Genomic DNA, 14220 nt, shown 5'->3' with positions numbered 1-14220 from the left:
CATGGCTCGATTTCAATATGCCTACCAGAAGATCGTCGATTTGAAAACGAGCGAGAAATCGCAGGCGGAATGGCAATTATCCGTCGTCGTCGGCAAGCTGACGCAGGCTGAACAGAGCCTCCTGCAGCTGCAGGCCGAGCGCGCCGTCTGGAGCGAGAAGCTGCAGAACGCTTCGCTTCGCGCGGTGTCACTCTCCGAAATTATGACGATTCAGACCTACATCGATTTCCTGGACGACGGCATCCTGCGCAAGATCGGCGACGTGAGGCAGGCGGAATCGGCCGTGGAAGCGGGCAGAAAGACATTGTCGGACCGGATGGTAGACGAAAAAGTATGGCTGAAGACGAAAGAGCACGCGCGGCAGCGGTTCATGGCCGAAATGGCGGCGAAGGAACAGCATGAACTGGACGAGCTTGCTTCCGTCCGTTTCATGTACGCGGCGCCTTAATAGCACAAGCTTTATGCGCGAATCGGGAGCCGATGCCCGAGGGAGGGACCTATTTTGTCGGATATGGATATAGAAAAGCAAGGATACAGCGGCATGGAGCGGTTCATGTTTTTCGTGACGCCGATCTTGTTCGTGATCATCCTGCTCGGCGTGCTCGTCACGCTGTTTAATTATGACTTGCGGAACAAGGCGCTGGAGATCGGGAACGACATTCCGTTGTTGAGCCGCATTTTGCCCGATCCGGACGCGGCGGACGGACTGGCGGCGGATGAAGAGACCCTCAGGTCGGCCAACGCGTCGGCGAAGATCGCCGAGCTTCAATCGCAGCTGACGGCGAAGGAAGCCGAGCTCGGCAAGACGGCCGCGGAGAACGAGAAGCTGAACGGCTCGGTCAAGGCGCTTCAGCAGCAGGTGGATCAGCTGAAGCAGGCGAACGCGGACAAGGCGCTCGACGACGCGGCTTATCAGAGCAAGATCGGCGAGCTCGCTTCGATGTTCGGCACGATGACACCGAGCAAAGCGGCGCCGATCATGGAGAGTATGGAGACCGCGGAAGCGGTGCTCGTGCTCGATGCCATGCGGCCGGAGGAGCGGGCGAACGTGCTCGCCAAGATGACGCCGGCGAAAGCGGCAGACGCGGCGGTCATGCTGAAGGACGCGAAGACGGCGAAGGACCGCGAGATCGCGGCTCTGCAAGCGCGGGTGAAGAAACAGGAAGCCGCTTCGTCGCAGTCGGAGTCGGTGCTTAACGCGGCGCAGCTGAACGCGACGTTCTCCGCGATGGCTCCCAAAAGCGCGGCCGACCTGCTGCTCAAAATGGCCGATGTCAGCCCGAGCAAGGTGCTGCGCATCTTGAACGCCGTTAGCGACGCTTCCCGTTCGAGGATCATCGCGGAGATGTCGGCGGCAAACAAAGCCGTTACCGCGCAGCTGGTATCGAAGCTGATGGTCGGCAAGTAAGGAAACCGCCTTTGCGCTATCGTCGAAAGGAGGTGAAACACATGCAAATGCCGATAACTGCCGCTTCCCCAGGGCTTGCGCCGGCAGCCGCACACGTCCCTTCGGCTAAGGGTGCGGATGGCCCCAAATTCAATCAGGCCTTCGCGCAGACGATGTCGGGCGCGCAGGGGCAAGGAGCGAATGCCCAGCCCGTTGGCGACACCGCTTCGGGCATCGCCAACGCTGCGGGAAAGCCTGCTTCGCTGCTCGGCGAGCTTGTATCGGCCGCGGATCTGCTGGAGGCGATCGAAGCGCTGCTCCAGCGGCTGAGCAAGACCGATGACGCGCAGGCAGACGATGAATCGCCCGGCGCGCCTTCGGACGCCGATTTGAACGCGGCGCTGCTGCAGCTGGACATTTTGCTCAGCCTGCTCGCGGGCGTTCCAATGCCGCTGCAGCCGGCCGCTAATACGGCTGTGGACGCCGTGCCTGAAACCGGTACGCTGATAGCCGGGCTGCAGGAAGCGTTAGCCGATCTAGGCGCGCTGCTTCCGCAGCCGAACGGCATGCCGGCGAACCGGGAGCAGCTCGCGCTGATCGGCGAGGAGCTGACGAAGCTCGAAGCGCTGCTCGGCGGCGAATCGCCGAAGGCGGATGCGAATGCAGCCTCGCGGCCCGCCGCCAACGCGACAAGCGCTGCGGATCCGGACGACCTCGCCTTCGCGCCGCTGACGACGCCGCCAACCACCGCGCCGCAAGCCGGCCAGCATCTTCAGCGCATGGCGTATCGCATGCTTCATGCAAGCGTGCTGAACGCGGCGCCGAAGCCGGACGGCGAGGGCGCGGCCGAAGCGCAGAACGAGGGAGGACCACTCGCGCCTGAGCCGGTCACGCTGCCAGCGGGTATGGCCTTCGAGCTGTCGCGAATGACTGCGGCGCTTCCGAAGACTGTTGTCGCCCAGCCAGTGCCGGTCCAACAGTTCGCGGCAACGATTCAAGGTCTCGTCGTGAAGCAGTTCAATGTGACGACGGGCGAGAACGGCGTCTCTCAAGCGCAGCTGACGTTGTTCCCGGAGCATTTGGGCCAGGTCAGCGTGAATATTGCCGTCCATAATGGCACGCTGACCGCGCAGTTCGTCACGGATACCGCGGCGGCGAAGGATATGCTGGAGACTCAGCTGGCGCAGCTGCGCTCGTCGCTGCAGGCGCAAGGCTTGCAGGTCGATAAGCTGGTCGTCTCGCAGTCGGCGGTGCAAAGCGGCAATCCGTTCCAAGAGCGCCACGGCCAGCAAGGCCGGGAACACGAAGCGTCGCAGCGGAACAAGTCCCGCGGCGAAGCCGTGGGCGACATCGATTTCTCGTCCGACCTTGAAGACGTCACGACGCAGCAAGCGGTCGACCGGGACCTCGGGCTCGGAAGAGGCATTCATACGACTGCATAGCCGATAGCGGGCAGCAAGCCAAGCGGCGCATTGCTCCAACTCCAAGGAACGGAGGTGACGGGAACCATGGGGGATCGCGTATCCACCACCAATGTGTGGCCTTATTACAGCTCGAACAATGTGCAGAAGGCGGCAAACAAGCCGGCGGACGACGCGCTGGGCAAAGACGATTTCTTGCGAATCCTCGTAACGCAGCTGCAAAACCAAGACCCGATGCAGCCGCTGCAGGATAAGGATTTCATCGCGCAGATGGCGCAGTTCACTTCGGTCGAGCAGCTCGTGAACATGTCGGACCAGCTTTCGGCGCTTCGCCAAAATTTGGGGATGGCCTCCTCGATGATCGGCAAGAGCATCGCGTGGTACGACTACTCGAATACGGGAGAAATGATACCGAAGAACGGCATCGTCGACTCCATCATCATCAAAGACAACGCGCAGTACGCTCGCGTCGGCAACACCGACATCAGCTTAGACGACATCGTGTCGATCGGCAGCCCTAGCGATGTCGGCAATGGAAGCCAAGGCAGCAGCGAAGGCGGTGAATCCGCGAATGGATGAGATCATGAAAATCGGCCATTTGCGTCTGACGTCCGGCGCGCCGTTTCGCAAGCCGGCGCAGACCGACAACGCGGCCGCGGGCAACGCCTCGTTTAAAGACGTGCTGGATCGCACCGTTCTGCACTTCAGCCATCACGCCGAACAGCGCATCGCCCAGCGGGGCATCACGCTCAAGCCGGACGCGCTGACCAAGATCGGCCAAGCCATCGACCAAGCCGCCGCCAAAGGCGCGAAGGATTCGCTGATCGTCTACCGGGACATCGCCATGATCGTCAACGTTCCCAGCCGGACCGTCGTGACGGCCATGGACGGGCGTTCCGCGCAAGACAACGTGTTCACTAAGATCGACAGCGCGGTCATCGTTTCGTAAAGCGGCCGGACCTATAGCCAGGAAGCCGCGGGCCGCGGATCGACGGAAGCGGCCCGAACGAACGAATCGTCCGCATGACGCAATCCCGAATCGACCCATACCCGTAGGAGGTTGTCCATCGAATGTTAAGATCAATGTACTCCGGCGTATCCGGCATGCGCGGGTTCCAAACGAAGCTGGACGTTATCGGCAACAACATCGCGAACGTGAATACAGTAGGCTTCAAGGCTGGTCGCGTCATGTTCAAGGATATTCTGAGCCAGACGGTCTCCGGCGTCACGCGTCCGGAGGAAGGCGCCACCGGCGGCGTGAACGCCAAGCAGGTCGGTCTCGGCGTCGCCATCGCCTCGATCGACACGATCCATACGCCGGGCAGCGCGATGACGACGAACGTGCCGACGGACGTGCGCATCGACGGCGACGGATTTTTCGCTGTCGCGCCTAACGGCGACGGCGGAACGCCTTACCTGACCCGCGCGGGCGACTTCAAAGTCGACGCGGCCGGCCAATTGGTAAACGGCGACGGCATGTTCGTCCTCGATTCCAACGGCGCCCCGATCGTGCTCGATCCGGCGGAGGTCAAGGCGTTCTCGATCGCGCAGGACGGCGGCATCATCGCCGTCAACGCGGACGGCACGACGGAGGCGACCGGCATCCAGCTCGGCATCGTGAAGGTCACGAACCCGAATGGCTTGGAGAAAATCGGCGGCAACCTGTACCGCATGACGCCGAACGCGAACGTGGACGGCGAAGTGACGCTCACGACGGCGAACGACCCCGAAGCGGGCACGGGCGCCATCATCGCCGGCCAGCTGGAAATGTCGAACGTCGACCTCACGTCCGAGTTCACCGAAATGATCGTCGCGCAGCGCGGCTTCCAGGCGAACTCCCGGATCATCACGACTTCGGACGAAATTTTGCAAGAGGTTGTCAATCTGAAACGCTAGGTTATCAGCCGAGGGGAGGCGCGGCCGCCTCCCAGGCGGGTTAAGGAGGAAGCCCATGATTGCTGTAACGCGTTTGAACGGCAAGACGGTACATCTAAACGCGCTGCTCATCGAAGTAATCGAAGAAACGCCCGATACGCTGATTACGCTCACGACGGGCAAAAAAATACTGGTGTTGGAGAAAGCAAACGACGTCATTTCCTCCATACAGTCTTATCTTCGGTCGATCGGCGTTTATGCGGCGACCATCAAGAGCGATCAAACGGAGGGAACATCCCCATGAAGAAAATGCTGCCCTGGCTCATTACCACTTTGCTCGCGATTACGCTGATCGCGTTCGTAGCCGTCATCCTATTCGATTCCGTCATCAACGGCGGCGGCAGCGGCAGCCAAAACGCGGCGACCAAAGCGGCAAACGAAGCGGCAAACGTCAAGACGAAGAAGCTGACCGCGGATAAACGCGTGGAATTGACCAGCACGATCGACAAGATTCAAACGAATTTACTGGACTCCGATTACATTGCGGTTCTCGGCTTAGCCTTTCAGCTGGATGAGAAATCGACGAAGAAAGACTTCGATAAAATCAAGGACATCCAGATCAAGCCAATCATCATTCGAACGCTCTCCGACATGAAACCGGAAGAAATCAACGGCTCGCAAGGGAAAGACAAGCTTTGCGCCGAGCTGCTTAACTTGATCAATCCGGAGCTGCCGCACGGCAAGCTCATCAATGTCGAAATCACGGACTATCTCGTTACGCAGCTGTAAGCATCAGGATTATGGCGCAAGCCGCTCAAGGAGGTGAGAAAAAATGGTTGACGTTTTGTCGCAGAACGAGATCGACGCGCTGCTGGCGGCCTTATCGTCCGGCGAGATGGACGCGGAGGAACTGAAGAAGGAAGAGACGCAGAAAAAAATCCGCGTCTATGAATTCAAGCGCGCCGTGCGGTTCTCGAAGGATCATATCCGGAGCTTGACGCGGATTCATGAAAACTTCGCGCGATACTTGACCACTTATTTCTCCGCGCAGCTTCGCACGTTCGTTCAAATCAACGTCGTTCAGGTCGAACAGCTGCCGTATGACGAATTTATCCGGTCCATTCCGAAGATGACGATCTTGAACATTTTCGAGGCCGAGCCGCTCGAGGGCCGCATGGTGCTCGAAGTGCATCCGAATGTCGCGTACGCGATGCTCGACCGCATGCTCGGCGGCCAAGGGCTTGCGCCCTCCAAGATCAACGCCTTGACGGAGATTGAGACGACGATCATGGAACGGATATTCAGCCGCGCGTTCGAGAGCCTGCAGGAAGCGTGGAAGACGATCGTCGATCTTCAGCCGCGGCTCGAAGCGCTGGAGACGAACCCGCAATTCATGCAGATCGTCTCGCCGAACGAGACGATCGCGCTCATCTCGCTCAGCACCAAGATCGGCGACACGACGGGCATGATCAACTTGTGCATCCCGCATGTCGTCATCGAGCCGATCATGCCGCGCCTGTCTGTCCACCACTGGTTCGTATCGCAGAAGAAGACGCGGGCGCCCGAGGAAGTCGAGGTGCTGAAGCAGCGGGTCAGCAAGGCCAAGCTGCCGATCGTCTGCGAGCTCGGCAACTCCAGCATTTCGATTCGCGAGTTTCTGGGTCTTTCGATTGGGGATGTCATTTCATTGAACAAATCCATCGATCAGGGACTGGACATCAAAGTCGGGGACAAGTTGAAGTTCATCGGAAGTCCCGGATCGGTCAAGGATCGCATGGCCGTTCAGATCAATGAAGTTCTCACCGAAGGAGTCGAAGAAGAATATGACGAGTAAAGATTACTTATCGCAAGAAGAGATCGATGCCTTGCTGCGTCAGACCTCCGACGAGCCCGATATGCCGGCTTCAGCCCCGGAGCCGATGAGCCGGGAACAAGAATTGAACGCCTACCTGAGCTCGATCGAGCAGGACGCGCTGGGGGAAATCGGCAACATTACGTTCGGCAGCGCGGCGACGGCGCTGTCGACGCTGCTCGGACGTAAAGTCGACATCACGACCCCGCGGGTATCCTTGATCCGCCGCAGCGAGCTGGACGAAGAATTCCCGCGTCCGCACGTCGCCGTGTCGGTCAGCTACGTGGACGGCTTCCAAGGCATCAATTCGCTCGTCATCAAGACGAAGGACGCGCAGACGATCGCGGATCTCATGCTGGGCGGCGAAGGGAAGCTGCTGGGATCGGAGCTGAACGAGATTCACATCAGCGCCGTGCAAGAAGCGATGAACCAAATGATGGGCTCCTCGGCAACATCGATGTCGACCATCTTCAACCGGTTCGTCAACATCTCGCCGCCGGGCATCAACATTCTCGACCTGTCCAACGGGGAAGGCGTCGAAAACCTGCCGCCCGACGATCGCTTCATTAAAGTATCGTTCCGCCTGATGATCGGCGACCTGATCGATTCCACCATCATGCAGCTGCTGCCGATCGCGTTCGCGAAGGAAATGGTCGAGACGCTGATGGGCGGGACATCCGAGCCGGCACCACCGGCCGCGGCGCCCGTGCCGACGCCAACGTCCGAGCCGGTCGCCGCGGCGGCCTCCGCGACGATGCCGGAATCCGCCGCAACTTATGCCGAGACGTACGCTTCGGCGCCGATACATACGCCGGCTTCGGCGCCGCCGCCGATGGTGATGGAGACGTCCGCCGTGCCGATGCAGCCGCCCGCGGCTTACGCGCAGCCGCCGATGCCGCAACATGCCGCCGCGCCGCCCGCTGGGCCGCAAACCTACGGTGCGATGCCGAGCCGGAGCGCGACAGTGCAGCCGGTCCAATTCGCCAATTTTCAAGGCGCGCCGTACGCGCAGCCGGACGATTCCAACCTCAACTTGTTGCTCGATATTCCGCTGAAGGTCACTGTTGAATTAGGAAGAACTCAGAAACAAATCAAAGATATTCTAGAGTTGTCTCAAGGTTCCATTATTGAATTGGACAAGCTGGCGGGCGAGCCGGTGGACATTTTGGTCAATAACAAGCTGATCGCGAAAGGCGAGGTTGTCGTGATCGACGAAAATTTTGGGGTCCGTGTTACCGACATCGTCAGCCAATGGGATCGGATTCAAAAGTTACACTAACATCTAGGGGGAAGAAGCAATGGCTAACCGTATTTTGATCGTTGACGACGCAGCGTTTATGAGGATGATGATCCGCGATATTTTAATGAAGAACGGCTACGAAGTGGTCGGTGAGGCACAGGACGGCGCGCAGGCGATCGAGAAGTACAAGGAACTGAAGCCGGACCTGATCACGATGGACATCACAATGCCCGAAATGGACGGTATCGTTGCCCTGAAGGAAATCAAAAAAATCGACGGCAACGCCAAAGTCATCATGTGCTCCGCCATGGGCCAGCAAGCGATGGTCATCGACGCCATCCAAGCCGGCGCGAAGGATTTCATCGTCAAGCCGTTCCAAGCCGACCGCGTCATCGAAGCAATCAAGAAAACGCTGGGTTAATCCGATGAAGGTTCGGAACGGATTCCGGCTCACGGGTATGGCCGTCACCGCTTGGCTGGCGGCGGCGAACCTCGCGTCGGCGGCGCCGGCGGCGGACGAAGGCCAGCCCGACTTCGACTCCGGGACCGGCATCGGCTACCTGATCTGGGTCATCGCCGCGCTCCTGCTGGTCATTGGCCTCATCGTCCTGCTGATCAAGTGGCTGGCCAGCCGCAACCGCGGCTGGGGTACCAACAAGGCGCTGCGGTCGCTCGGCGGCATTCCGCTCGGCCAGAACAAGTCGCTGCAGGTCATCGAGCTGTCGGGGCGGTTGTACGTGGTCGGGGTAGGGGAAGACATTACGATGCTCGACAAGATCGAGGACCCCGAGGCCGTGGCGGCCATCCTGGACGCTATCGAGCAGCAGAACGGCCGCGCTTGGAACGCGCCGACGATGGCCGAGTGGCTGATCCGTCTTCGCAAGAAGCAGCAGCCTTCCGCACCGGCGGAAGAGACGTGGCCGTCCGCCGTTTCCTTCAAGGAGCTGCTGAACGACGGCATGAAGCGCCAGGCGGACCGGAAACAAAAAGTCGAAGATCTGCTTAACGAGCAAAATCACAAGGATCGGTTGCTGGACGAATGAACAAAAAAATCGTATTCACGACGCTGGCTCTGCTGTTCGCGGGGCTCATGCTCCACGCGCATGCGTTCGCGGAACCGCTCCCGAACGTCAGCGTCAACATCGGCGGCGAAAGCGGCGAATCGCCCGGAACGAGCGCCTTGTCGCTGCTGCTCATCATTACCGTGCTCAGCGTGGCTCCCGGCATCCTGGTCCTGATGACCAGCTTCACGCGCATCGTCATCGTGCTCGGCTTCGTGCGCACCTCGCTCGGCACGCAATCGATGCCGCCGAACCAAGTGCTGGTCGGCCTCGCCATGTTCCTGACATTCTTCATCATGTCCCCGACGCTCGGCGCGATGAACGACGTCGCGCTTCAGCCGTACCTGAAGGGCGAGCTGACGCAGACGCAGGCGCTCGCCAAAGCAGCGGATCCGATGAAGAAATTCATGTTCAACCAGACGCGCGAGAAAGACCTCGAGCTCTTCATGAAATACACGAAGACGGAGGCGCCGAAGACGTATTCGGACATTCCGATCACTGTCATGGTGCCGGCATACGCGCTCAGCGAGCTGCGGACGTCGTTTCAAATGGGCTTCATGATTTTTATCCCGTTTCTCATTATCGATATGGTCGTCGCGAGCACCTTGATGGCGATGGGGATGATGATGCTGCCGCCCGTCATGATATCGCTGCCGTTCAAAATTCTCTTGTTCGTGCTCGTGGACGGCTGGTATCTCGTCGTCAAGTCGCTATTGCTCAGCTTTAACACGACATAGCCCTGCTGGGAAGGAGTGTATCATGAGTACGGACTTCATCATCGCGCTGGCCGGACAGGCGGTCTATACGGTATTAAAAGCAAGCGCCCCGATGCTGATTATTGGTCTGATCGTCGGCTTGATCGTCAGCATCTTCCAGGCGACGACGCAAATCCAGGAGCAGACGCTCGCTTTCGTGCCGAAGGTGGCCGCGGTCCTTCTGTCCGTGCTGCTGTTCGGTCCGTGGATTTTGAACACGCTGGTCGATTTCACTTACAACCTGCTGAACAACTTGTATAAATACATCGGATAGGCCGTGAGTCGGGTGGAGCTGGTTTACAAGGGGTTTCCTATTTTTTTGCTTATTTTTTGTCGAATTACAGCATTTTTCGTCGTGGCGCCGGTCTTCTCGACGCGAAACGTGCCGAAGACGTTCAAGATCGGGCTTTGCTTTTTCGTATCGCTGCTCGTTTTTCTGACGTACGGCATGAAGCAAACGATCGTGCCGGACGCCGAATACATACTGGTCATCATTCGCGAAATTTTGGTTGGCGTCCTGCTTGGGTTCGCCGCCTATCTGTTCTTCACGGTCATCAACACCGCCGGCAGCTTCATCGACATGCAGATGGGCTTCGGCATGGCGAGCATCATCGACCCGATGACGGGGGCATCGGCTCCGCTCCTCGGCAATTTCAAAGGGATGATCGCGACGCTGGTGTTTCTCTCGATCAATGGGCATCACTACCTGCTGTCCGCGCTATTGCAAAGCTACGACTGGATTCCGCTGTCCAACGCGCTGTTCCTGCATCTGAAGACCGGCAGCATATCGACCTTCCTGGTGCAGATGTTCGCCCAGACGTTCATGCTCGCGCTCCAGATGTCCGCGCCGCTCGTCGCGGCGATGTTCCTGACGGACGTCGGGCTCGGGTTTCTCGCCCGGACCGCGCCGCAGTACAACGTGTTCGTCATCGGCATCCCGATCAAGATTCTCATAGGCCTCCTGATGCTGGCCGTCTTGATGCCGGGATTGGTCACGCTCTACGAGCATATCTTCGCGCAAATGTTCGACGCGATGCAGATGCTCTTTTCGATCTTGCAAGGTCCGGCATCTTGAGTGGGAGGATTCCGCGATGAACAATTACCGTTGGGCGCTCGACCTGCAGCTGTTTTCCCAGGAAAAGACGGAGCGCGCAACGCCGAAGAAACGGGAGGAAGCGCGCAAAAAAGGCCAGCTCGCGAAAAGTCCGGAGCTCCCGGCCGCGTTCATCCTGCTGTTCGTTTTCCTCAGCTTCCTGATGCTCGGCGGGTATTACAAGGAACGGCTGATGTACTTGTTCGGCCTGCTGCTTGAACAGAAGCTGCTGATGGACGTGACGGCCGAGAACGTCGAGACCTTGTTCTCCGACCTGATGATGCAAGGGCTGATGCTGCTTGCGCCGATCTTCATCATCGCCCTGCTGGTGGCGCTGCTCGGCAACTACATGCAGGTCGGCGTTCTCATTACGGGCGACCCGCTCAAAATGAAATTCGGCAAACTCAATCCGGTCAAAGGCTTGAAATCGATTTTCTCGATGCGTTCCGCCGTCGAGTTCGTCAAAAACATTTTGAAGCTGCTCGTGATCGGGTTCGTCGTCTACGCGACCCTCATGAGCGAGAAAGACCGCATTTTGGGACTGGCCACCGTGTCGATCGGCAACATGTTCGGTTTCATCGCAAGCGTCACGATCCGGCTTGGCGTCGAGATCGGCGCGATTCTCGTCGCGATCGCCGTCTTCGATTATTTCTACAAACGGTTCGAACACGAGAAGAGCCTGCGCATGTCGAAGCAGGACATCAAGGACGAGCACAAGAAAGCCGAGGGCGACCCGCTCATCAAAGGGAAGATCCGCGAACGGCAGCGCCGCGCGGCGCTCCAGCGCATGATGCAGCAAGTGCCGAAGGCGGACGTGGTCATTACGAACCCGACCCACTTCGCGATCGCGCTGCAGTACGACGGCTCGAAAATGGAAGCCCCGACGGTAGTCGCGAAAGGGATGGACTTCGTCGCGCTTCGGATCCGGGAGATCGCGAAGGAGCACGACGTCATCACGATGGAAAACAAGCCGCTGGCCAGAGCGCTGTACGAGCGGACGGATATCGGGGATACGGTGCCGGCCGATTTGTTCCAGGCTGTGGCCGAAGTACTGGCCTACGTATATAAGCTGAAGAACCGAGTGAAATAACGTCGCATCATCGATGGTGGAGGGAACGTCATGAAAGCCAGGGATATATCCATACTCGTCGGAATTATCGGCATCGTGCTGATGATGGTCATTCCGATTCCGACTCCGCTGCTCGATGTGCTGCTGATCGTGAACATCTCCGCGGCGCTCATGATCCTGCTCATCTCCATGAACACGCAGGACGCGCTGCAATTCTCGATCTTCCCGGCGCTGCTGCTCATCACGACGCTGTTCCGGCTGGCGCTCAACATCTCCACGACGCGCAACATCCTGCAGCACGCGCACGCGGGCAAGGTCGTCGGCACATTCGGCAACTGGGTGGCGGGCGGACAGATCGCCATCGGGTTCGTCGTGTTCCTGATTCTCGTCGTCGTGCAGTTCATCGTCATCACGAAGGGTTCCGAGCGCGTCGCCGAGGTGGCCGCGCGGTTCACGCTCGACGCGATGCCGGGCAAGCAGATGAGCATCGACGCGGATCTGAACGCCGGCTTGATCAACGAGCAGGGCGCGAAGGAACGCCGGCAAAAAATCGAGCGCGAAGCCGATTTCTACGGCTCCATGGACGGCGCGAGTAAGTTCGTCAAGGGCGACGCCATCGCTTCCATCATCATTCTGTTCATCAACCTGATCGGCGGCTTCGTCATCGGGATGGCGGTCCACGGCATGGGCTTCTCCGATTCCCTGAACACGTTCTCGGTTCTGACGATCGGCGACGGCCTGGTCAGCCAAATCCCGGCGCTGCTCATCTCCACCGCCACCGGCCTGATCGTGACGCGCGCCGCTTCCGACGGCAACCTGGCGCAGGACGTGACGTCCCAGCTGTTCCGCTATCCGAAGCTGCTGTACATCGTGGCGGGCACGGTCGGGCTGCTCGGCATCGCGACACCGATCGGACCGCTCGCCACACTGCCGTTCGCGGCCGTAATCGCGTTCGCCGGCTACCGGATGCAGCAAAATTTGGCGAAACGGCAGCAGGCCGAAGAGCAAATGGTCGAGGAGCAGGAAATCGAAGAGGTTCGCAGCCCGGAGAGCGTCATTAGTCTCCTTCAGGTGGATCCGATCGAATTCGAGTTCGGCTACGGCCTCATCCCACTGGCGGATACGCAGCAGGGCGGGGATTTGCTCGACCGGATCATCATGATTCGCCGGCAGTGCGCGCTGGAGCTGGGGCTCGTCGTACCGGTCATTCGGATCCGTGACAACATCCAGCTGAAGCCCAACGAGTACGTGATCAAAATCAAAGGGAACACCGTCGCGCGCGGCGAGCTGCTGCTCAATCACTATTTGGCCATGAGCCCGGGCTTCGACGACGAAGGCATCGTCGGCATCGAGACGACCGAGCCGGCGTTCGGCCTGCCGGCGATCTGGATCGACGAGGCGATGAAGGAGCGGGCGGAGCTGACCGGGTATACCGTCGTCGATCCGCCGTCCGTCGTCGCGACGCATCTGACGGAGCTAATCAAGCGCCACGCGCACGAGCTCATCGGCCGCCAGGAGACGAAGGCGCTCACCGACAACGTCCGGGAAGCGTACCCGGCGCTCGTGGACGAGCTTATCCCGTCCATCCTGAACGTCGGCGACGTGCAGAAGGTACTGGCGAAGCTGCTCCGCGAGAAGATATCGATCCGCGACATGGTCACGATCTTCGAGTCGCTGGCGGATCACGGACCGTATACGAAGGACCCCGATATCTTGACGGAATACGTCCGCCAGGCGCTCTCGAGACAGATCACGCAGCAGTACAGCCACCAGGGCGACACGCTGCGCGTCATTACCGTCGGGCCGTCGCTGGAGAAGAAAATTGCGGAGTCGGTTCAAAGCTCCGACCAAGGCAGCTATTTGGCGCTTGATCCGGTCTCGACGCAGGCGATCTATCAGAAGCTGAACGAACAGGTGAATCGGCAGATCCAGTCCGGCAACCAGCCGATCGTGCTCGCGTCGCCGAGGATCCGCATGTATCTTCGCCAGATCGTCGAGCGGACGATGCAGGACATTCCCGTCCTGTCGTACAGCGAGCTGGAACCGAACATTGAAGTCCAAAGCATGGGAGTGGTGAATCTGTGAAGGTGAAACGGTACGTCGTCAACGCGTTGCCGGAGGCACTGCCCATGATCCGCAGCGAACTTGGGGCGGACGCCGTCATCCTGAACGCGAAGGAGATTCGCGTCGGCGGATTCCTCGGCCTGTTCGGCAAGAAAAAAACGGAAGTGATCGCGGCGGTGGAATCGAGCGGAGCCGATCCCGCCAAGCCGGCCGCCAGAGCGGCGGCACCCGCGCCGCGGCCGTCCTTGTCGCCGGAAGCGGCCGCCGCGATGGCCGCGACCCTGTCCGCGGCCGCGAGCCGCGAGAAGCCGGCGGCCCCGGCGGTCGCGCCAGCCGCGGCCATCGCGCCGGCGCGCGAGCCGCAGCCGGCGGGCGGCGGTCCCGCGGCGGTCTATGCCGCGCG

At 59.8% G+C, this 14220-nt stretch carries 17 protein-coding genes and 1 pseudogene; all 18 read left to right on the top strand.

The genetic code is table 11. The features are described 5' to 3' along the window. Position 1: 1 nt before the first annotated feature. A complete protein-coding gene (fliJ, locus tag ACFPB1_RS24235; RefSeq protein ID WP_379228741.1) occupies positions 2–448 on the top strand; it encodes a flagellar export protein FliJ in 447 nt (148 codons plus the stop codon). Positions 449–541: 93 nt separating this feature from the next. Beyond that, a complete protein-coding gene (locus ACFPB1_RS24230) occupies positions 542–1408 on the top strand; it encodes a MotE family protein (RefSeq protein WP_379228740.1) in 867 nt (288 codons plus the stop codon). Between the two features lie 41 nt (positions 1409–1449). Beyond that, a complete protein-coding gene (locus ACFPB1_RS24225; RefSeq protein ID WP_379228739.1) occupies positions 1450–2829 on the top strand; it encodes a flagellar hook-length control protein FliK in 1380 nt (459 codons plus the stop codon). Positions 2830–2895: 66 nt separating this feature from the next. Further along, entirely contained in the window at positions 2896–3387 is a 492-nt protein-coding gene (locus tag ACFPB1_RS24220; RefSeq protein WP_379228737.1) for a flagellar hook capping FlgD N-terminal domain-containing protein, read from the top strand. Beyond that, positions 3380–3757: a TIGR02530 family flagellar biosynthesis protein gene (locus ACFPB1_RS24215; protein ID WP_379228735.1), complete on the top strand. Its 378-nt coding sequence runs from the start codon at positions 3380–3382 to the stop codon at positions 3755–3757. Before ACFPB1_RS24220 ends, ACFPB1_RS24215 begins: the two co-directional genes overlap by 8 nt. Positions 3758–3879: 122 nt before the next feature. Then, positions 3880–4704 carry a flagellar basal body rod protein FlgG gene (gene flgG / locus ACFPB1_RS24210; RefSeq protein WP_379228734.1) on the top strand — a complete coding sequence of 275 codons (825 nt, stop codon included), beginning with the start codon at positions 3880–3882 and terminating at the stop codon, positions 4702–4704. A gap of 55 nt (positions 4705–4759) precedes the next feature. Beyond that, complete coding sequence (locus ACFPB1_RS24205; RefSeq protein WP_379228733.1) at positions 4760–4987, top strand: flagellar FlbD family protein; 228 nt, start codon at positions 4760–4762, stop codon at positions 4985–4987. Beyond that, positions 4984–5472, top strand: a complete 489-nt coding sequence (locus tag ACFPB1_RS24200) for a flagellar basal body-associated FliL family protein (RefSeq protein WP_379228732.1) — start codon at positions 4984–4986, stop codon at positions 5470–5472. Before ACFPB1_RS24205 ends, ACFPB1_RS24200 begins: the two co-directional genes overlap by 4 nt. Before the next feature lie 43 nt (positions 5473–5515). Next, on the top strand, positions 5516–6517 hold the full coding sequence (gene fliM, locus ACFPB1_RS24195; protein WP_379228730.1) for a flagellar motor switch protein FliM: 1002 nt from the start codon (positions 5516–5518) through the stop codon (positions 6515–6517). Then, entirely contained in the window at positions 6507–7814 is a 1308-nt protein-coding gene (gene fliY / locus ACFPB1_RS24190; RefSeq protein WP_379228728.1) for a flagellar motor switch phosphatase FliY, read from the top strand. The genes fliM and fliY overlap by 11 nt, the downstream gene beginning before the upstream one ends. 19 nt (positions 7815–7833) lie before the next feature. Beyond that, the gene (locus ACFPB1_RS24185) at positions 7834–8196 is read left to right on the top strand and encodes a response regulator (protein ID WP_379228727.1); all 363 of its coding nucleotides are present in this window, start codon (positions 7834–7836) and stop codon (positions 8194–8196) included. Between the two features lie 4 nt (positions 8197–8200). Further along, positions 8201–8818, top strand: a complete 618-nt coding sequence (locus ACFPB1_RS24180) for a flagellar biosynthetic protein FliO (RefSeq protein ID WP_379228726.1) — start codon at positions 8201–8203, stop codon at positions 8816–8818. Beyond that, a complete protein-coding gene (gene fliP / locus ACFPB1_RS24175; protein WP_379228725.1) occupies positions 8815–9573 on the top strand; it encodes a flagellar type III secretion system pore protein FliP in 759 nt (252 codons plus the stop codon). Before ACFPB1_RS24180 ends, fliP begins: the two co-directional genes overlap by 4 nt. Before the next feature lie 22 nt (positions 9574–9595). Then, positions 9596–9865: a flagellar biosynthesis protein FliQ gene (gene fliQ / locus ACFPB1_RS24170; RefSeq protein ID WP_379228724.1), complete on the top strand. Its 270-nt coding sequence runs from the start codon at positions 9596–9598 to the stop codon at positions 9863–9865. Between the two features lie 12 nt (positions 9866–9877). Beyond that, positions 9878–10666: a flagellar biosynthetic protein FliR gene (gene fliR, locus ACFPB1_RS24165; protein ID WP_379228723.1), complete on the top strand. Its 789-nt coding sequence runs from the start codon at positions 9878–9880 to the stop codon at positions 10664–10666. 16 nt (positions 10667–10682) lie between these two features. Then, entirely contained in the window at positions 10683–11774 is a 1092-nt protein-coding gene (flhB, locus tag ACFPB1_RS24160; protein WP_379228722.1) for a flagellar biosynthesis protein FlhB, read from the top strand. 30 nt (positions 11775–11804) lie between these two features. Further along, positions 11805–13838, top strand: coding sequence for a flagellar biosynthesis protein FlhA (gene flhA, locus ACFPB1_RS24155; protein WP_379228721.1), 2034 nt, complete (start codon positions 11805–11807; stop codon positions 13836–13838). Further along, positions 13835–14220 (top strand): annotated as a pseudogene (locus ACFPB1_RS24150) (flagellar biosynthesis protein FlhF); the annotation flags it as partial. The gene flhA and the pseudogene ACFPB1_RS24150, both read left to right, overlap by 4 nt.

Origin of the sequence: Paenibacillus sp. GCM10023250 (assembly GCF_042653205.1) — a bacterium.
Classification (GTDB): Bacteria; Bacillota; Bacilli; order Paenibacillales; family Paenibacillaceae; genus Paenibacillus_Z.
The sequence above is the reverse complement of the archived record's forward strand: the minus strand, read 5'-3'. Positions and strand labels throughout refer to the sequence as shown.